This window comes from Vibrio qingdaonensis, assembly GCF_026191675.1.
Lineage (GTDB): Bacteria > Pseudomonadota > Gammaproteobacteria > Enterobacterales > Vibrionaceae > Vibrio > Vibrio qingdaonensis.
The window spans coordinates 62,008-80,612 of the sequence record NZ_JAKRRY010000024.1 but is presented as its reverse complement, the minus strand read 5'-3'; the positions used below and the strand labels follow the sequence as shown (position 1 = coordinate 80,612).

18 protein-coding genes are annotated in these 18,605 nt (G+C 45.1%); 15 read left to right on the top strand and 3 right to left on the bottom strand.

Annotated elements, in window-relative coordinates:
- Nucleotides 1-19 precede the first annotated feature (19 nt).
- The 3 genes from MD535_RS16900 to flgA form a co-directional block, all read right to left on the bottom strand.
- The gene (locus MD535_RS16900; protein WP_265676206.1) at nt 20-445 is read right to left on the bottom strand and encodes a flagella synthesis protein FlgN; all 426 of its coding nucleotides are present in this window, start codon (nt 443-445) and stop codon (nt 20-22) included.
- A 60-nt stretch (nt 446-505) separates the two neighbouring features.
- The gene (flgM, locus tag MD535_RS16895; RefSeq protein WP_265676205.1) at nt 506-823 is read right to left on the bottom strand and encodes a flagellar biosynthesis anti-sigma factor FlgM; all 318 of its coding nucleotides are present in this window, start codon (nt 821-823) and stop codon (nt 506-508) included.
- Between the two features lie 144 nt (nt 824-967).
- Entirely contained in the window at nt 968-1,714 is a 747-nt protein-coding gene (gene flgA, locus MD535_RS16890) for a flagellar basal body P-ring formation chaperone FlgA (RefSeq protein ID WP_390902949.1), read from the bottom strand.
- Nucleotides 1,715-1,790: 76 nt separating this feature from the next.
- Here flgA and MD535_RS16885 point away from each other — a divergent pair, with 76 nt between their 5' ends.
- From MD535_RS16885 to MD535_RS16815, 15 genes are all read left to right on the top strand, one after another.
- Nucleotides 1,791-2,726: a chemotaxis protein CheV gene (locus MD535_RS16885; protein WP_265676204.1), complete on the top strand. Its 936-nt coding sequence runs from the start codon at nt 1,791-1,793 to the stop codon at nt 2,724-2,726.
- A 65-nt stretch (nt 2,727-2,791) separates the two neighbouring features.
- A complete protein-coding gene (locus tag MD535_RS16880) occupies nt 2,792-3,622 on the top strand; it encodes a CheR family methyltransferase (RefSeq protein WP_265676203.1) in 831 nt (276 codons plus the stop codon).
- Between the two features lie 420 nt (nt 3,623-4,042).
- Nucleotides 4,043-4,438, top strand: coding sequence for a flagellar basal body rod protein FlgB (gene flgB / locus MD535_RS16875; protein WP_265676202.1), 396 nt, complete (start codon nt 4,043-4,045; stop codon nt 4,436-4,438).
- Nucleotides 4,439-4,443: 5 nt separating this feature from the next.
- Nucleotides 4,444-4,860, top strand: a complete 417-nt coding sequence (gene flgC, locus MD535_RS16870) for a flagellar basal body rod protein FlgC (RefSeq protein ID WP_250619705.1) — start codon at nt 4,444-4,446, stop codon at nt 4,858-4,860.
- A 16-nt stretch (nt 4,861-4,876) separates the two neighbouring features.
- On the top strand, nt 4,877-5,584 hold the full coding sequence (locus tag MD535_RS16865; RefSeq protein ID WP_265676199.1) for a flagellar hook assembly protein FlgD: 708 nt from the start codon (nt 4,877-4,879) through the stop codon (nt 5,582-5,584).
- A gap of 26 nt (nt 5,585-5,610) precedes the next feature.
- The gene (flgE, locus tag MD535_RS16860) at nt 5,611-6,915 is read left to right on the top strand and encodes a flagellar hook protein FlgE (protein WP_265676198.1); all 1,305 of its coding nucleotides are present in this window, start codon (nt 5,611-5,613) and stop codon (nt 6,913-6,915) included.
- A 257-nt stretch (nt 6,916-7,172) separates the two neighbouring features.
- Complete coding sequence (gene flgF / locus MD535_RS16855) at nt 7,173-7,922, top strand: flagellar basal-body rod protein FlgF (protein WP_265676197.1); 750 nt, start codon at nt 7,173-7,175, stop codon at nt 7,920-7,922.
- 20 nt (nt 7,923-7,942) lie between these two features.
- On the top strand, nt 7,943-8,731 hold the full coding sequence (flgG, locus tag MD535_RS16850) for a flagellar basal-body rod protein FlgG (protein ID WP_265676196.1): 789 nt from the start codon (nt 7,943-7,945) through the stop codon (nt 8,729-8,731).
- 79 nt (nt 8,732-8,810) lie between these two features.
- On the top strand, nt 8,811-9,584 hold the full coding sequence (gene flgH / locus MD535_RS16845; RefSeq protein ID WP_250619710.1) for a flagellar basal body L-ring protein FlgH: 774 nt from the start codon (nt 8,811-8,813) through the stop codon (nt 9,582-9,584).
- A 70-nt stretch (nt 9,585-9,654) separates the two neighbouring features.
- Nucleotides 9,655-10,746 carry a flagellar basal body P-ring protein FlgI gene (locus MD535_RS16840; protein WP_265676195.1) on the top strand — a complete coding sequence of 364 codons (1,092 nt, stop codon included), beginning with the start codon at nt 9,655-9,657 and terminating at the stop codon, nt 10,744-10,746.
- Nucleotides 10,747-10,760: 14 nt separating this feature from the next.
- Entirely contained in the window at nt 10,761-11,696 is a 936-nt protein-coding gene (flgJ, locus tag MD535_RS16835) for a flagellar assembly peptidoglycan hydrolase FlgJ (protein WP_265676194.1), read from the top strand.
- A 264-nt stretch (nt 11,697-11,960) separates the two neighbouring features.
- A complete protein-coding gene (gene flgK, locus MD535_RS16830; protein ID WP_265676193.1) occupies nt 11,961-13,841 on the top strand; it encodes a flagellar hook-associated protein FlgK in 1,881 nt (626 codons plus the stop codon).
- A 12-nt stretch (nt 13,842-13,853) separates the two neighbouring features.
- Nucleotides 13,854-15,047, top strand: a complete 1,194-nt coding sequence (flgL, locus tag MD535_RS16825; RefSeq protein WP_265676192.1) for a flagellar hook-associated protein FlgL — start codon at nt 13,854-13,856, stop codon at nt 15,045-15,047.
- Nucleotides 15,048-15,507: 460 nt separating this feature from the next.
- The gene (locus MD535_RS16820; RefSeq protein WP_265676191.1) at nt 15,508-16,644 is read left to right on the top strand and encodes a flagellin; all 1,137 of its coding nucleotides are present in this window, start codon (nt 15,508-15,510) and stop codon (nt 16,642-16,644) included.
- A gap of 607 nt (nt 16,645-17,251) precedes the next feature.
- Nucleotides 17,252-18,385, top strand: a complete 1,134-nt coding sequence (locus tag MD535_RS16815) for a flagellin (protein ID WP_265676190.1) — start codon at nt 17,252-17,254, stop codon at nt 18,383-18,385.
- Nucleotides 18,386-18,605 lie beyond the last annotated feature (220 nt).

Below are 18,605 nucleotides of genomic sequence, written 5' to 3'. Positions count from 1 at the left end.
TTTTAATGCGTAGAAAACGCTAGGCTTTAAGGTTAGTGCCTAGTGTTGAAAGCGTATGAGTCTGTCCGCCGGCGTTATAGGTCATGCCTATCTTACCGTGGCTTTGTTGCATCAAATTATTGAGTTTATTAAAGCTGAGTTGGGCCCGTTGTAGGCTTTGTCCGTTAATGTCGTTAATTTTTTTGCAATCAAGAATGATGGATTTGACGGTGCGGACTTGTTCAGCCAGCAAGGCTTCATCAGTGAGTCTTGCAACGTCTTGGTGTTGGCTTAGTCTTTGGTCGGTTTGTTGAAGTTGCCCGATGAGCGCCATTTTTTCTTTGGCTAATCGCTCAATATCACCCGATTCACGAGCTGCGATGGCTTTGGTCTCTTCTGACAATAGAAGAGACAGGGCTTTTGCATTTTTAAGCTGATAGTCAACTAAATCAACAAGGGCTGCCATTCATTTTACCTTTTATTTATCGAGTGAGTCGCACAGCGCGTTCTCTCTAGATAGTGCGAATTACTTTAAACCGCCTAGCTCTTCTTCAAACTTAATCATGTTATCAGCAAGTTTTTCTGGGTCGACGGTATAAGAACCGTTAGCAATGGCTTCTTTAATGGCGGCAACTTTTGCCGTATCAAAGCTAGGTTGTGATGCCATCTGTTGATGCATCTGCCCAATTGCTTTACCGCCTTGACTTAATGTCACGGCATCTTGCTTTGCTGATGACTGACTAACTGGCGCTGAGCTGCTACTTGTACTTGTTTCCGAACGAGCAGGGGCGCGACTTGTCGTCGTTAGCGTCTGACCAGAACGAATGTTATCAATGCCTGCCATAGTTAAGCCTTCTGTGCATATGTTCGTAAATATTAGTAGTCGTAAACAATAGTAGTCGTAGACAATAGAGTTTTCTTGTATACCGTCAGTATCGACCTATAGCGAAGATACTTTAGGAAAAATTTAAAAGTCACGGGTAATAAATTAAAAATTCACGGTAATTTCAGCCACTCCAGTGACAATACCTTCAATTATACGCTGAGACTTGTCATTTTTCACTCTTACTTGGTCACCATTCGACCCATCACTCAGGGCTGTGCCTTTGGTTGAGATGGTCATGCCGCTTTTGACGGCGCGTATCACGACCTTTTCATTGCGGCACACAACACAGACATCGTTGCGCTCTATGACATCCCCTAGCTTTACATTTCGTTTCAATTTGGAGCCAACGACTTGCTCAAAATCGGTAAATCCTTGGCGACGGAAACGATTTTTATCCACCATTGTCATCATGACGTCGCCTTGGGTGACAATACTCCCTCGCGCCAGTGGTCGAGTCGCAGCAACGAGTGGCAACGAAATGCTGAGTCTAACGGGCACATAGAGTCGCCAGTTATCACTTGGGCATTCAACTAAAACCGTGACGTTACTGCTGGTGTTTCTGGCATTGGAAGAGGAGGTTTGCAAAGGCTCAATGCAATCGGTCGCATGAACACGAGAGTCGATTCGTCCTGCGGTTGCTGTGAGCTCCGCGCCAATTGGGGCATCTAAGGTATCCAAAACATGAGCTTGGGCTGCCTTTTGGATGTTTTCTATTTGTTCTGGCGTCGCTGCGTGCGTTAATGCACTAAAGAAAAACGTGTGCCAGACGATAAAGAGTAAAAGCCCATTAAGCATTGGCTTAAAATTGGGGCTGGAAGTATTCAAAAAAGATGTCTTATAATACAGCATTCTGTTTCTCAGGTTCCTCGTTGCCTGCAGTAGACTATCACTTTTTTGGCGTAAAGTTTGAGATGGAGATGAACTTATGACCGGTATCTTAGATTCGGTGAACCAGAGAACGCAGCTAGTAGGTCAAAACCGACTTGAATTATTAACGTTTCGCTTAATGGGACGTCAGAGATACGGTATTAACGTATTTAAAGTCAAAGAAGTGTTGCAATGCCCGCGACTCACCGCGATGCCGAATCTACATCGTTTGGTCAAAGGGGTGGCACATATTCGTGGTCAAACCATCTCTGTTATTGATCTGAGCTTGGCTGTAGGCGGCAGACCAACAACAGACATTGCCAATAGTTTTGTGGTGATTTCGGAATTTAACCGTAGTGTACAAGGCTTTTTGGTGAGCTCTGTTGAGCGTATTATCAATATGCATTGGGAGTCTATTTTACCACCGCCAGAAGGGGCTGGGCGTGCAAATTATCTGACTGCCGTGACCAATATTGATAATGAGTTAGTGGAAATCATTGACGTTGAGAAAATACTGGCTGAAATATCACCGGTTGAAGAAGCGATGGATGGTAATCTTGCTAAAGAAATTGCAGAAGCGGAAGTTCAGCAACAAAAACAAATCGTCAAGCGTATTATGATCGCTGATGATTCCGCCGTAGCAAGAAAACAGGTCCAACGAGCAATCGAGTCTATTGGCTTCGAAGCCATTTTGGTTAAAGATGGTAAAGACGCGTATAACAAGCTGGTAGAAATGGCGTCAGAAGGCGACATTCGCGAGCAAATATCCTTGTTGATCTCGGATATTGAAATGCCAGAAATGGATGGTTACACCTTAACGGCAGAGGTTCGCCGTCATCCAGGTCTTAAAGATTTGCACATTATTTTGCATACTTCGCTTAGCGGAGTGTTTAATCAGGCGATGGTCGAGCGAGTCGGTGCCAACGAGTTTATCGCTAAGTTCAACCCAGAAGAGCTGGGAAGCGCAGTAAAAGCTGCTGTCGTAGCAGGTTAGCGAAACAATAAAATCACAATAGAACTTGTATTAAGCAAGCTTTCAAAAGCAGTATAGAGTAGTTAATGACAGCGATAACCATAAGCGATCAAGAGTATCGTGATTTTAGCCGCTTTTTAGAGTCACAGTGCGGCATTGTGCTTGGAGACAGTAAGCAGTATCTAGTGAGAAGCCGCTTAAGTCCGTTAGTGAGTAAAAATGGGCTGACGTCATTGTCTCACTTATTGAGAGATGTCGTATCGGGTCGAAATCGAGAATTGCGCATTGCCGCTGTGGATGCGATGACGACCAACGAAACATTGTGGTTTCGAGATAATTACCCGTTCACGGTACTATCTGACAAGCTGTTACCAGAAATGGCGGCAAATAAACGTCCGATAAAAATATGGTCAGCGGCGAGTTCTTCAGGCCAAGAACCGTATTCAATGGCGATGACGATACTAGAAACTCAAGCGAAGAAGCCTGGCATGTTGCCGAATGTGTCGATCACGGCGACGGATATTTCCAACACAATGTTGGATGTGTGTCGTTTGGGCGAGTACGACAACCTTGCACTCGGACGTGGCTTGTCACCAGAGCGTCGCCGAGCGTTTTTTGAAGATGCGAAAAACGGCAAGATGAAGATAAAAGATAGCGCGAAACGCTTAGTGAACTTTCGTCCACAAAACTTAATGGACTCGTATGCATTACTAGGCAAGTTCGACATTATTTTTTGCCGAAATGTACTCATTTACTTTTCGCCAGAGATGAAATCACAAGTCTTGAATCAAATGGCGCGCAGTTTAAATCCCGGAGGGTATTTATTGTTAGGTGCATCGGAGTCGTTAACTGGGTTAACTGACAAATTTGAAATGGTGCGATGCAACCCCGGCATTATCTACAAGCTGAAACCTTAAACCGTAAACCTTAAACCTTAAACTCGAATACTGGCCTCGGATCATCCGGGGCTTTTTCTTACCCCTTTCCGTGGCATTTCTTGCTAAGCTGTAATCATGTGGTTGGGTCGCGAGCAATCACTAACGACATTCCTAATCAATACCATCGCGAACGTGGCGCAGATATTGCTGTGCTAATCCCGAATGTGCTTACTGAATCAATTTTCACACTCATAGAGATCAAGTGTCTGGCACTTTATCTAGCACCTGAAGCTTAAATCGGGGCCGTGGCTTTATCTAGTACCCGTAGGTTAAATAAAACTACCTATGGTTTAGATAAAAATCCCCACGGTCTAAATAAAAGTAACAGAGGCTTAAAACTTTGGCGCGGAAATTGCTTTATATTTCTCAAGGCACCTATTTTTGAACAATGAGGTTTAAATGGCCATCTCTTTTAACAATGCACTCGGCATTCATCAGCACACCGTTGGTGTACGCGAGAAGAACGCTGAAGTCATCTCTACCAACATCGCTCAAGCCAATACACCTGGCTTTAAAGCGAAGGGGATGGATTTTAATCGTGCGTTAAAAGCGGCAACCTCAGGGGCAAGCATTGGACTAGACCGCACCGATGGACGGCATATATCTGCCTCTACCAATGTGACAGGGGAAATACTCTACCGTATTCCCGACCAACCCGATACCGGGGATGGCAATACCGTAGATGTTGACCTTGAACGAAACCTGTTCATGCAAAACCAACTAAGACATCAGGCATCACTCGATTTTTTAGGCAGTAAGTTCAAAAATATGACCAAGGCAATCAAAGGGGAGTAATTAAGATGAGTTTATTTAATGTTTTTAACGTAACGGGTTCAGCGATGAGTGCTGAGTCAGTTCGTCTTAATACCACCTCAAGTAACCTTGCCAACGCCGACAGTGTTAGTAGCTCAGCGAAAGAAACCTACAAGGCGCGTCATGCCGTGTTTGGAGCGGAACTGAGTAAAGCGCGTTATAACCGTGATCATACCGTGCCAGTCAAAGTGATGGGCATTGTAGAGAGCGATAAACCCCTAAGTGCAGTGTACAACCCAGATCATCCACTCGCGAATGACGAAGGCTACATTTATAAGCCAAACGTTAATGTGATGGAGGAAATGGCCAACATGATTTCTGCGTCTCGTTCATACCAGACTAACGTCCAGGTAGCGGAAGCGAGTAAGCAGATGTTGCTTCGTACCCTGCAAATGGGTCAATAGAGATAGGAGATAGCAAATGGCCGGAATCAACAATGTTGGTCAAAGCGGTTTGTCCTACGTTGACCAACTGAAAAAGCTACAGGACCAAAACAAACCAGCAGAGACCACGGGTAAGCAAGATCTTAAGCAAGAAGATTTCTTGTCTTTGCTCACCAAGCAACTGGCTCAGCAGGATCCGTTTAAACCAGTGAGCAATGATCAAATGATTGCTCAAATGGCCTCGTTTGCCACGGTAGATGGTATTGGCAAAATGAATTCTCAGTTCGAGAATCTCAATTCGTCAATGACGTCAAATCAAGCGCTTCAAGCTTCCTCTTTGGTAGGACGAGATGTGTTAGTACCGGGCGCTGCAGGGGTTAAGGAAGCGGATAAAGGTATGGCGGCAATGGTGAAATTGCCTCAGTCTTTAGAAAATGTTTTTGTCCGTGTAGAAAATGAAATGGGTCAACTGGTTCGTACCTTCAATGCTGGCGCAAAACCCGGTGGTGATGCTCGCGTAGAATGGGACGGCAAAGACGATCAAGGTAATTCATTGCCGCCTGGCAAGTACAAGGTGAAAGCCTCGGGTTTGTTGGACGGAGAAAGCAAAGAGCTTGAAGTGTCTAGTTATGCAAACGTCAACAGCGTGCTTCTTGGCAAAGGAGACGGAAACGTACTACTCAATCTAGCTGGTTTTGAAAATCCAGTTCGACTTGCGGAAGTATTGGAAGTCGGCAAAGCGTGAAAATAAGCTAGGTTAGGAGATTAGGAATGTCATATGTATCTTTGAGCGGATTATCATCGGCTCAGTTGGACTTAAATACGACCAGTAATAACATTGCCAACGCCAACACATTCGGCTTTAAAGAGTCACGTGCGGAATTTGGTGATGTGTATTCGAATTCATTATTCACGAATTCGAAAACCACCCCAGGTGGCGGTGTTCAGCCAAGTAAAATTGCTCAGCAATTCCATGAAGGGTCGAGTGTATCTACCAACAACCCAATGGATTTACGTATCAGCGGTACCGGCTTCTTTGCCGTATCTAAAGAACGTTTGGTGCCTCAGCAAAATGAAATCACTCGAAACGGTGCGTTTCACCTGAACAAAGACAGCTACATGGTGACATCTAACGATGAGTTCTTACTGGGTTATGAAGTCAACAAAGATACTAATGAAGTCGTTTCTTATGAGCCTAAGCCAATTAATGTTCCGCCTGAATTTGGTAAGCCAAAACAGACCGCTAACATTGAAATTGGCGCTAACTTACCCGCTAATGGCGATCTAAAAGATCCGGCATTGTTTGATTTTACGGATCCAGAAACCTATAACCGCTCAACGTCTTCAACGATGTATGATTCAATGGGTCAGTCTTATAAAATGACGACCTATTATGTAAAGGATCAGAATCAGCCAAACACATGGCAAAGCTACTACACGGTGAGTGATGGTGCAGGTGAAAAGCCAGTGAATATCAGTGGCGGTGACGCCTCTTCTCCAACGGGACATGTTGGGCATACAATACGTTTTAATAACGATGGTACATTGGCGAGCCTTAATAATGGCCAACCAATTGTGACAGAAGCGATTGGCGAAGGTCCTAATGCGGTTGAAATGAATGGTGCCGATCCTGCTCAGCAATTGTCTTTTAAGCTAGATAGCACAACACAATTTGCCGCACCGTTTGAATTAACGAAGTTTAGTGAAGATGGGGCAACAACCGGTTTCTTAACCAAAGTCGATTACGACGAGAAGGGTAACGTGCTCGGAACCTATTCGAATGGCGAAAACGTAACGCTTGGTCGTGTTGCATTGGTTCGTGTTGCTAATGAGCAAGGTCTTGAAAAGAAAGGCGGAACTCAGTGGGATTCAACCACCGCATCGGGTGCAAAGATTTGGGGTGAATCGAACAAAGGCTCCTTCGGTACTATCAACAATGGTACGCTTGAGCAGTCAAACATCGATATGACTCAAGAGCTGGTGGACCTTATTTCAGCGCAGCGTAATTTCCAAGCGAACTCGCGTGCACTTGATGTACATAACCAGTTGCAGCAAAACATCTTACAAATTAGATAATATGTTGAGAAAAGTGCCAGTTTTTGACTGGCGCTTTTCGTTAACCCTGTCATTTTTGCCAATCTTGCCACTTGACGTGAATTTGCCACGTTACCTTGCCGCGTTAATTTGCCACACAGGGCCATTCATTTGCCGTTCTAGGCTCTATCGGTCAACTTTCTTTTTGAATTACATTTAACCTATTGTATTAATTGTATTTTTAATATTGGCATACAATTTGCTTTATATATTCTGTACTTTGAATATTGGAGCTATCAATGGATCGTGCCCTATATCTATCTATGAGCGGCGCAAAGCAAAATATGCAAGCTTTGCAACTCAGAGCCAACAACCTCGCCAATGCCAGCACACCGGGCTTTAGAGCTGATCTTGCGCAAGCTCGATCGATGCAAGCCTATGGTGAAGGCATGCCAACACGTGTATTTAGCATGACGGAGCGTCCAGGACACAACTTTGAGCAAGGCAGTGTCGTGACGACAGGCCGCGATTTGGATGTCACCATAGAAGGGCAAGGTTGGATTTCAGTGATGGATAAAACCGGCAAGGAAGGGTTAACACGTAACGGTAGCTTACAGGTTGATCAAAACGGTCTACTTAGTAACAGCAATGGCCACTTGATTTTAGGTGAACGTGGTACGCCAATTACGGTGCCAATTCCACTTAAAAAAATTGAGATTGGTCGCGATGGTACGGTATCGGTGATTCCACAAGATGCGCCTGCAGACGAAATGGAAATTGTTGACCGTATTAAACTGACCAATCCCGATAATCGTTCACTATTCAAAGATACTAACGGTTTGTTCCGCAATAAAAACCCGGAGTTAGGCTATGGCCTTGATGGCAATGTCCAACTGATGACGGGCGCGGTAGAAGGCAGTAACGTCAACCCTGTAGGTGAGATGACCAGCTTAATTGACCTGCAACGTCAGTTTGAGATGCAAGTTAAGCTCATGAAGTCAGCGGAAGACATGGACAAGGCGTCTGATGCCTTGCTTCGCATGGGTTAATTGGATTAGGGGAATATACGATGCATCCGGCACTATGGGTAAGTAAGACTGGCTTAGACGCGCAGCAAACCAACATATCAACGATCTCAAATAACTTGGCGAATGCCTCCACCGTTGGCTATAAGAAAAGCCGTGCGGTATTTGAAGATCTGTTTTATCAAAATATTAACCAACCAGGTGGTCAATCTTCGCAAAATACGGAGCTGCCGTCTGGTTTAATGTTAGGGGCGGGCTCAAAAGTCGTCGCAACTCAAAAGATTCACACACCAGGTAATGCGCAAACCACCTCAAACAGTATGGACATGATGATTGAAGGTGACGGTTTTTTCCAAGTATTGATGCCAGACGGCAATATTGGGTATAGCCGTAATGGTCAATTTACGTTGAATGATGAAGGCATCATAGTGACGTCGGGCTCGGGTTACTCTCTGGAGCCAGAAATTGCCATCCCTGAAGACGCCATTTCCGTTACCGTAGGGACTGATGGTGAAGTGTCCGTGCGTGTTCGTGGTCAACAAGATAATCAGGTGGTCGGTAACATTACCACCGTTGACTTTATTAACCCCGGCGGCTTAGAGCCGATAGGGCAAAACCTCTACTTGCCAACAGGCGCGAGCGGCGATCCTAACGAAGGTGTACCGGGTTTAGATGGCTTTGGGCAAATTCGTCAATCTATGCTGGAAAGCTCAAACGTGAATGTAACCGAAGAATTAGTCAACATGATCGAAGCGCAGCGCGTATACGAGATGAATTCAAAAGTGATTTCATCCGTAGATAAGATGATGAGCTTCGCAACCCAGCAGTTATAGATTCAAGCGCCTAGATATTAACGCGCGCTAAATAGTGATTGGTAAACGTAGCCTTAGTAACGTGACAGGATTCAGGACAATGAAAAAACTCTTTTGCATTACCGTGTTAGCCGTATTGTCAGGCTGTGCTCAATTTGGGCCGCAAGAGTCGGTAGACGAAGTGGCCGACAGCACCACCGCCGTTGATGCAGTAGAAGGCGATCGCACACAGTCTACCGGTATTGTTGATACACTAAGAGGCAGAACCGATCCTGTCGCCGATGATCCGGCATGGGCACCCATTCATCCTAAAAACAAGCCTGAGCACTACGCTGCTGCGACCGGCTCCCTATTTAATACCGATTACTCCCGCGATTGGTACGATGATTCTAAACCGCGCGGCTTAGGTGACATCATTACTGTTACGCTTGATGAAGCCACGAAAGCGGCGAAAAGCTCGGATGCGGATTTGTCGAAAGCGAACGACTCGACGATGGACCCACTGGAAGTCGGCGGCAGACCAGTCACGATTAACGACTATGATTTCTCCTATGCACTTAAAAATGACAACAGTTTTAAAGGCAACGCGTCCGCCAACCAAAGCAATAGTTTATCCGGTTCGATTACGGTGGAAGTGATTGAAGTACTAGCCAATGGCAATCTGATTATTCGTGGCGAAAAGTGGCTGACTTTGAATACTGGTGATGAGTACATCCGATTGAGTGGCACGATCCGCCCAGACGACATTGAATTTGACAACACCATTGCCTCAAATCGCATTTCTAACGCTCGAATTCAATATTCAGGCACCGGAACACAACAAGATATGCAAGAACCTGGATTCTTGGCACGATTTTTTAATGTCTCTCTATAGGACAGGTTTTAACGAATCAAAAGCGGCAAACCCTCTCCTATGAGGGTTTGTTTGTATTTGGGGTAAGGTAATGAAAAAATTCACATTTTTACTATTAGGTTTGTGCTTTGCCGCGGCAAGTGTACAAGCGGCACGCATTAAAGATGTGTCAGAAGTTGCCGGGGTGCGCAGTAACCAACTCGTGGGCTATGGTCTTGTTACTGGTTTACCAGGTACGGGTGAAAAAACACCGTTTACCGAACAAAGCTTCCGTTCAATGCTAGAGCGATTTGGCATTCAAATGCCCATTGGCTTTAAGCCTAAATTTAAAAACGTCGCGGCGGTGATTGTAACGGCTGAGCTGCCTGCATTTTCCAAGCCGGGTCAAAAAATCGATGTGACGGTGTCTTCTATTGGCGCGGCAAAAAGTTTGCGTGGTGGCACTTTGATGCAAACCTTCATGCAAGGTTTGGATGGTGAAGTGTATGCCGTTGCTCAGGGCAATTTAGTCGTGAGCGGTTTCAGCGCCGAAGGCCTTGATGGGTCAAAAATTGTCGGTAATAACCCTGTAGTAGGCATGATTTCAAGTGGCGCTATGGTTGAGCGAGAAATCCCAACACCATTTTCCCGCGGAGACTATATCACTTTCAACTTACTTGAATCTGATTTTACTACCGCTCAGAATATGGCGAATGCCATCAACAATTTCTTGGGGCCACAGATGGCGAGCCCATTAGATGCAACATCGGTACGTGTTAGAGCGCCTCGCGATCTGAGTCAACGTGTGGCCTTCTTATCTGCGGTTGAAAACGTTGAGTTTGATACGGCCGACAGTGGTGCGAAAATCATTGTTAATTCGCGCACTGGTACGATTGTCGTCGGTAAGCATGTTCGTCTCAAAGCAGCTGCGATTACGCATGGTGGGATGACCGTGGCGATTAAAGAGAATCTCAAAGTGAGTCAACCGGGTGCGTTCTCTGGTGGTGAAACGGTGGTGGTACCGAATTCGGACATTCAAGTCACGGAAGGTGACGGTAAAATGTTTAAATTTGAACCGGGCTTAACGTTAGACGACCTCGTCAGAGCCGTCAACGAGGTTGGCGCAGCACCATCAGATTTAATGGCTATTCTACAAGCGTTAAAACAAGCAGGCGCCATTGAAGGCCAGCTTATTGTGATTTAATAGGGCAGAACATCATGATTAATAACCCAAATGATGTCGGCTTTATTCACGATATCAGCAGTTTAGACAAGCTTCGTCAACAAGCGACAAGTGGCGATAAAGCCGATGACAAAGCGGCACTTCGCGCTGCAGCGACGCAGTTTGAATCGATCTTTACCTCCATGATGCTGAAATCGATGCGAGATGCCAATACGCATTTTGAATCGGATATGATGAATAGCCAAAATGGTCAGTTCTATCAACAGATGCTTGACGACCAAATGGCCAGTGAATTGAGCTCATCTGGCTCAATGGGATTGGCTGACATGATTGTTGCTCAGTTGAGTGCCGGGCAAGGCTTGGAAGATGAAGCGCCGAGTAGTGAAATTCGTATGCGTAATGAGGCGTTCCATAGTTCGTTACACATGCCGTACGATGAAGCCAAAGCGCGTGAAATGGCGGCAACGTTGGGACTCAATGAGCGTAAACAAACCCAAGCCGTTGATTTTAATACGCCTCAAAGCTTTGTCGAGTCGCTGAAGCCTTACGCCGACAGTGCCGCGAAATCACTTGGTGTGGATCCTTCCTTGTTGCTTGCACAAGCAGCGTTAGAGACAGGTTGGGGACAAAAGGTAGTAAGCAATAGCCAAGGTAGCAGTAATAACCTGTTTAATATTAAAGCCGACCGCAGTTGGGATGGTGGCAAAGTCGCCACACAAACCCTTGAGTATCATCAGGATGTGCCAGTTCAAGAACGTGCAGCGTTCCGCTCTTATCGTACTTACGAAGAGAGCTTTAATGACTACGTACAATTCTTAAATGAAAACCCGAGATATCAATCCGCGCTCAAGCGTGACAGTGGTTCAGAGTCGTTTATCCGCGATATTCATCAGGCGGGTTATGCAACAGACCCGAGCTATGCCGATAAGGTCTTACGAGTAAAAGCGCAGATTGACGATATGAATCTGTAGCCTTCTTCAAAGGTTACCTGATGTTGCGTTGGGTAACCTTTATTTATTGTCTTCACCGCTCACCCTATTATTATCCTACTTACCTCTGTTGGTTTCTGAGCCTGCTTTAGTCACCTTGAAATGCATTCCTTTCCTCAAATGACCCGATAAATAAATACTGGCATATATATTGCAAAGTTGTATGGCGAGCTGGATTCTAGTTCGCTGATTCTTTAAGCGTAATCTGTGATTGAGTTACGCGAATGGTTATTTTTTGGGGGCGATATGGCGTCAGATCTTCTGAACTTAGGTACGCAAAGTGTACTCACGGCTCAGAGACAGTTAAACACCACTGGTCATAACATTTCAAATGCAAATACGGAAGGTTATAGCCGACAGTCTGTCGTGCAAGGCACCAATAGCCCAAGGCAATTTGGCGGTCAGACCTACGGCATGGGTGTGCATGTGGAAAATGTTCGCCGCTCTTGGGATCAGTTTGCCGTTAAAGAGCTTAATGTGGCAACGACACAAGTTAACTATCGTAACGAGAATTTGGCTAACCTTGATCTCATGTCAGGGATGCTATCTTCCGTGGCTTCCAAAAAAATACCTGAAAATTTAAATGATTGGTTCAGCTCCGTAAAAACCCTTGCCGATACACCGAACGACGTTGGTGCGCGTAAAGTGGTATTAGAAAAAGCCAATCAGGTACGTCAAACGTTTAACAATGTCCATGAAACCATTCGCCAGCAGGCTGATACGGCGAATAAAAAGCTAGAAATGGGCGTTGAGCGAGTGAATCAACTCGCCGTAGAGATCCGCGATATTCATCGACTAATGATGAAAACTCCCGGACCTCATAATGACCTGATGGATAAACATGAAAACTTGGTGAAAGAACTGTCCGAATACACCAAGGTGACCATCACACCGCGTAAAAATGCCGAGGGATTTAATGTCCATATTGGCAGCGGGCATACCCTTGTATCAGGTACAGAGTCCAGTCAGTTGAAGATGATCGACGGTGATCCCGACGTTCACCAACGACGTTTAGCCATGGTAGAAGGCAAGGGCATAAAGGCAATTACTGCGACAGATATTGGCGGTAAATTAGCGGGAATGTTTGAGCTACGTGATAAAGAAATTCCGTACATTATGGATGAACTTGGGCGAGTGGCGACGGCCTTTAGCTTCGAGGTTAATAAGTTACAAAATCAGGGGCTTGATCTGAATGGTCAGGTTGGCGCTGATATTTTTGTCGATACGAATAGTGAAGCCATAGCGAAATCTCGCGTGGTCGCGACGCCGCAGTCGAATGCGGATGTAGCGGTGTACATTGGTGAAACCAGTGCTCTTAAAGGCGGAGAATATGCGCTTAAATATAATGGTACGAATTACACCGTGACGAAGCCCGATGGTGAAACCATCACGGCGGAACTTAATATTGATGGTCGCGCGTTTTACGTTGACGGCATGATCATTGATGTTCGTAACGCGCCAGCGGCGGGTGAAAAACTGTTGATTCGTCCTACTCGAAATGGCGCGGCACAAATTCAAATGGACACTAATGATCCCAAAGCCATTGCTGCACAAAGCTTTGAAGCATCGACGACGTCAGCTCAAGGAACGGCAAAGTTTACTATGCTTGCCGCAGGTCAGCTGCGAGAATTTGAAGTACTGGTTTCCCCGACAGGGAAGGAGTTCGCAGTAACGGACCCGAAAGGCAATATATTGTTAGCCCCACAACCTTATCCTCCGTCTGGTCCCGTTTCAGTATTAGGAACAGAATTCCAGTTGACGGCAGGCGCATTACCGAATGATAAATTTACCGCCAATCTTACCCACTCAGAAGGCGATAACGGTAATTTGCGCAAGATGTTCGATATTCAGCGTGACAAGAAAATGAATGGTCATGAATCAACCATTATTGATGTTTACCATAACTTGAATACTGATGTGGGGTTAAAGGCTTCAACCGCGACACGACTGCAAGAAGTGGCTGAATTAGAGCATCAAGCAGCACAAAGTCGGGTAGCGTCAATCTCTGGTGTTAACTTAGATGAAGAAGCGGCAAACATGATGAAGTTTCAGCAAGCTTATATGGCGTCTTCGCGCGTTATGCAAGCCGCCAATGAAACCTTCGACACTATCTTGCAGTTAAGGTAGGAGCGCTAATTTATGATGAACCGAATTTCAAGTTTTCATAGTTATCAGACTGTGCAAAACGACATGCGTAAACAAGAAAATAAAATCCATCATAACCAGGCGCAATTGGCGTCGGGAAAACAGTTGCAAAAGCCAGCGGATGATCCGCTAGCAATACACTACCTACAAAAGGTTGGGCAGCAAACGGAACAGTTAGATCAGTTTACCGATGCGATTGTGTTGTCGCGCAACCGCCTTGAGCACCAAGAAGTCATGCTGCGTGAGACAGAGCAATTTTCTGATGAAGCAAAGCGTTTGACGATGGAGTCGATTAACGGCGCGTTGTCACCCCAAGACCGGGAAGCCAAAGCACGAGAACTGCAAGAGTTAGCAAAAAACTTTCTCGCGTTAGCCAATAATCAAGATGAATCCGGCAATTACACATTTGCAGGAACCAAGCCGAAAACACAGCCATTTTTCGCCGATAATCAAGGGCGTATTGCGTATGCCGGGGATGATTACCAGCGAAAAATGCGTATTTCCAACAGCATGGAAATGCCGACCAGTGACCCTGGCAGCAAGTTGTTTATGGAAGTGGATAATCCGTTTGGTGGTTATAAGCCAAATTTTCAATTACAAAACGCATCGGAATTGTTACTTGATAAAGCGTATAACCAAAACGCTAACGATAGCAGTATTTACAAAATTACCTTTGTTGATATGGGACGCGAGCAGTTTGGCTATCAATTAGAACGAAATGGTTCGGTAGTCAAAGCAGGCGATTACGATAACAAAAATGGTATTTCGCATGAAGGCTTCAGTCTTCGAGTGAAGGGGCAGATCACCGCGGGTGACGCGATTACGCTTAGTCCAAGAGAAAGTTTTAGTGTCTTTGATACGTTTAAAGATGCGATTAAAGCCTTAGATTCTGATGCGTCCGATGCCTCTGCGAATGCAGAACTGCATCGAGTGACCGAAGAGTTTCATACGGCGTTCTTACATCTGACTAAAGCAAGAACCGATGTGGGTGTTCGCCTAAGTACCTTAGATACGCAAGAACAACAAAACGAAGATTTTAAAATTTCACTGGCTCGTTCAAAAAGTAATTTCGAAGATTTGGATTACTCCAAGGCGGTGATTGAATTTGAAGAAAATTCGAGAGCGTTACAAGCTTCACAACTGGCGTTTGGTAAAACCAAAGACTTAACGCTGTTTAATTATTTGTAATAGTTCACTCATTCCAGCTTATTTGCAATGGGCATATCGCTTAAACGCAAAGTCTCTGGAGTGTAGAGACAATGGTCACGGCCTCGGTTGCCATATGCGCAATGCCATATGAGCGTAGGTCGATAAAGCGGCAATTATTCCCGCCTTATCATTGCCTCTGAGAACCAAGCGGCAGCGATAGTATTGTTATTTGTAATAATATCTACTGCTAACATACAGATAAATAAAGATTTTGTTAATTGTGCGAGTAATGGCGAATTTTTGGCATAGTACTTGTATATTAACTTTGGAAAGCATCAATAAGACTAACGGAGTTCGTTGGTTTATTTTAATGAATAGATACTCCATCTGATACGGGGTATCAGATGGATGTTGTCGGTCAGTGCATTTCCTTATGAGAGCAATGCTGACCACTTCGCAACCCATCTTGAATGTTTGCGAACTCATTTAGGAGAGCAAAATGGCAGTGACAGTAAGTACTAACGTGTCGGCAATGACCGCACAACGTTACCTTAATAAAGCTTCTGGGGATTTAAACACCTCAATGGAGCGCCTTTCGTCTGGTCATAAGATCAATAGCGCGAAAGACGATGCAGCGGGTCTGCAAATTTCTAACCGTTTGACGGCACAATCGCGAGGCTTGGACGTTGCAATGCGTAATGCCAACGATGGTATTTCGATTGCGCAAACCGCAGAAGGCGCAATGAATGAGTCAACCAACATCTTGCAAAGAATGCGAGATCTTGCGATTCAATCCTCTAACGGCACAAACTCGCCGTCAGAGCGTCAAGCGATCAATGAAGAATCCAACGCGCTTCAAGCTGAACTGAACCGTATTGCTGAAACCACCTCGTTTGGTGGACGCCGTCTGCTGAATGGGTCGTTTGGCGACGCTTCTTTCCAAATTGGTGCGAACTCCGGTGAAGCTATGATTATGGGTCTGACAAGCATTCGTGCCGATGACTTCCGTATGGGCGGTTCGACTTTCTTAGCTGAAAACGGCAAAGACAAAGATTGGTCAGTGGCACCTGATGCCAGTGATCTGAAGTTTGAATTTGTCACGAAGAGTGGTGAAGAAGTGTCAATTGATATCATTGCTAAGCAAGGTGATGATATTGAACAGCTTGCCACTTACATCAATGGTCAGTCGGATAAAGTGAATGCGTCTGTTGGTGACAACGGTGAGTTGCAGATTTTCATCGCAGAGCCTGATTTAGAAGGTGATCTCTCCATTTCTGGTGGCTTAGCCTCGGATCTTGGCTTGAGCAATGAAGCGACACAAATGACGGTTCAAGATATTGATATGACCACGGTCGCGGGCTCTCAGAATGGTATCTCGGTTATCGACTCGGCCTTAAAGTATGTGGATTCACAACGTGCTGACTTAGGTGCTAAGCAAAACCGCCTAAGCCACAGTATTAATAACTTAGCCAATGTTCAAGAGAACGTTGATGCGTCAAACAGTCGCATCAAGGATACGGACTTTGCTAAAGAAACAACCGCCATGACTAAGAACCAGATCCTGCAACAAGCAGGTACCTCGATTCTTGCTCAAGCGAAACAGTTGCCTAACTCTGCGATGACCTTACTCCAGTAGTAAACAGCGTAAGTTAAGTAAGAGTGGTAGCCGCCAGACGTGGCAATCTATCATCACTTACAGGCATGCATATCTTGCGAAGGTGTTGGGGCTCTCTCTCACAACCTGCCCTAATACGGTAACAAGGTATGTTCGGTTTGCCGGTTTGCGTTCATTTCTCTTGATCTCCACGCAGCCTCTGGCGACCACCCAGCCCCAGTTCTCTCAAAGGAAAAGGGGCTTTTTCTTTTTCAAAGCCAACCTTTTACATTAAACCATCTCACAAGCCGCTCTCTGCGCGAATAATTCGTTTTCTTCACTATCTTTGTTCTCACTATCGTTTTGCCATTACGCTGTTCTGCTAGCGATGAATTTCACGTCTTTTCCTGCTCTATTTAAATGGCAAACCAGATGTTGTCGGCCTCGTTTACGTAAACTTTACCCTTTTTCTACACTTTTTTTTCTGTTTGTCTAAATCCTAATCAAATGGCTATTTTCTTGGTTTTTTTGCACTTTTTTTCTAAAGGTTTTCATTACCGCGTCGTTAAAGGATTAACTTTGAGAGAACTACTTGGTTTTCCGAGACGTCGGAAACCGCTACACCGGAAAATCAATTGGAGAAACAACAATGGCAGTAAACGTAAATACTAACGTATCGGCAATGACCGCTCAGCGTTACCTAAACAATGCAAGTCAAGCGCAAGGGACGTCAATGGAGCGTTTGGCTTCAGGTTCTAAAATCAACAGTGCAAAAGACGATGCTGCGGGTCTACAAATCTCTAACCGCTTGAACGTACAAAGCCGTGGTCTTGATGTAGCAGTGCGTAACGCCAACGATGGTATCTCGATTGCTCAAACTGCTGAAGGTGCAATGAACGAGACGACAAACATCTTGCAACGTATGCGTGATTTGTCTCTGCAATCTTCAAATGGTTCTAACTCAAAATCTGAGCGCGTGGCGATTCAAGAAGAAGTGACTGCGCTAAATGATGAGCTTAATCGTATCGCGGAAACCACATCTTTTGGTGGTAATAAACTACTAAACGGCACTCACGGAACGAAGTCGTTCCAAATCGGTGCTGATAATGGCGAAGCCGTTATGCTGACACTGAACGATATGCGTTCAGATAACGCTAAAATGGGTGGCACGAGCTACCAAGCAGCTGAGGCCAAAGATAAAGATTGGAGCGTAGCAGCAGGCTCTAACGAGCTAAATATCACGCTAACGGATACATTTGGCGCCGAGCAAAATATCGCGATTACTGCAAAAGAAGGCGATGATATTGAGCAGCTAGCGACTTACATCAATGGTCAAACCGATCTAGTCAAAGCTTCTGTGAATGAAGACGGTCAACTGCAAATGTTTGCCGGTACTAACAAAGTAGACGGTGAAGTGTCGTTTGGTGGTTCACTAGCGGGTGAGCTAGGCATGCAAGACGGCCAAGCGGTAACCGTGAATACGATTGACGTGACAAGCGTTGGTGGTGCACAAGAGTCGGTTGCGATTCTTGATTCTGCGTTGAAATACGTTGATAGCCACCGTGCAGAGCTGGGTGCATTCCAAAACCGTTTTGACCATGCGATCAACAACCTTGATAACATTAACGAAAACGTGAATGCATCGAAGAGCCGTATTAAAGATACTGACTTCGCTAAAGAGACAACAGAGATGACAAAGAATCAAATTCTTTCTCAAGCTTCAAGCTCAATTTTGGCGCAAGCAAAACAAGCACCTCAAGCCGCGATGAGCCTACTAGGTTAAGCACTTGAGTTAACGATACGCTTTACTTCTACTAAGCGTTTAAAGATAAAAACCAGAGCCTTGAGCTCTGGTTTTTTGCTTTTATGCAAATACTCAACAAAACGCCATACTTGTTTGTATTTCAGATCAGGATCACATTTGCCCAATCAATTGAATTAATTAGTCAAAAATCGTTTTTTTTTGCTAAAGGTTCTAAAACCGTCGCCGTTAAAGGGAATGA

What these genes read in the sequence shown, in the direction of transcription:
- MD535_RS16900 (WP_265676206.1), bottom strand. Translation starts at nt 445, where the DNA reads ATGGCAGCCCTTGTTGATTTAGTTGACTATCAGCTTAAAAATGCAAAA.
- flgM (WP_265676205.1), bottom strand. Translation starts at nt 823, where the DNA reads ATGGCAGGCATTGATAACATTCGTTCTGGTCAGACGCTAACGACGACA.
- flgA (WP_390902949.1), bottom strand. Translation starts at nt 1,714, where the DNA reads ATGCTGTATTATAAGACATCTTTTTTGAATACTTCCAGCCCCAATTTT.
- MD535_RS16885 (WP_265676204.1), top strand. Translation starts at nt 1,791, where the DNA reads ATGACCGGTATCTTAGATTCGGTGAACCAGAGAACGCAGCTAGTAGGT.
- MD535_RS16880 (WP_265676203.1), top strand. Translation starts at nt 2,792, where the DNA reads ATGACAGCGATAACCATAAGCGATCAAGAGTATCGTGATTTTAGCCGC.
- flgB (WP_265676202.1), top strand. Translation starts at nt 4,043, where the DNA reads ATGGCCATCTCTTTTAACAATGCACTCGGCATTCATCAGCACACCGTT.
- flgC (WP_250619705.1), top strand. Translation starts at nt 4,444, where the DNA reads ATGAGTTTATTTAATGTTTTTAACGTAACGGGTTCAGCGATGAGTGCT.
- MD535_RS16865 (WP_265676199.1), top strand. Translation starts at nt 4,877, where the DNA reads ATGGCCGGAATCAACAATGTTGGTCAAAGCGGTTTGTCCTACGTTGAC.
- flgE (WP_265676198.1), top strand. Translation starts at nt 5,611, where the DNA reads ATGTCATATGTATCTTTGAGCGGATTATCATCGGCTCAGTTGGACTTA.
- flgF (WP_265676197.1), top strand. Translation starts at nt 7,173, where the DNA reads ATGGATCGTGCCCTATATCTATCTATGAGCGGCGCAAAGCAAAATATG.
- flgG (WP_265676196.1), top strand. Translation starts at nt 7,943, where the DNA reads ATGCATCCGGCACTATGGGTAAGTAAGACTGGCTTAGACGCGCAGCAA.
- flgH (WP_250619710.1), top strand. Translation starts at nt 8,811, where the DNA reads ATGAAAAAACTCTTTTGCATTACCGTGTTAGCCGTATTGTCAGGCTGT.
- MD535_RS16840 (WP_265676195.1), top strand. Translation starts at nt 9,655, where the DNA reads ATGAAAAAATTCACATTTTTACTATTAGGTTTGTGCTTTGCCGCGGCA.
- flgJ (WP_265676194.1), top strand. Translation starts at nt 10,761, where the DNA reads ATGATTAATAACCCAAATGATGTCGGCTTTATTCACGATATCAGCAGT.
- flgK (WP_265676193.1), top strand. Translation starts at nt 11,961, where the DNA reads ATGGCGTCAGATCTTCTGAACTTAGGTACGCAAAGTGTACTCACGGCT.
- flgL (WP_265676192.1), top strand. Translation starts at nt 13,854, where the DNA reads ATGATGAACCGAATTTCAAGTTTTCATAGTTATCAGACTGTGCAAAAC.
- MD535_RS16820 (WP_265676191.1), top strand. Translation starts at nt 15,508, where the DNA reads ATGGCAGTGACAGTAAGTACTAACGTGTCGGCAATGACCGCACAACGT.
- MD535_RS16815 (WP_265676190.1), top strand. Translation starts at nt 17,252, where the DNA reads ATGGCAGTAAACGTAAATACTAACGTATCGGCAATGACCGCTCAGCGT.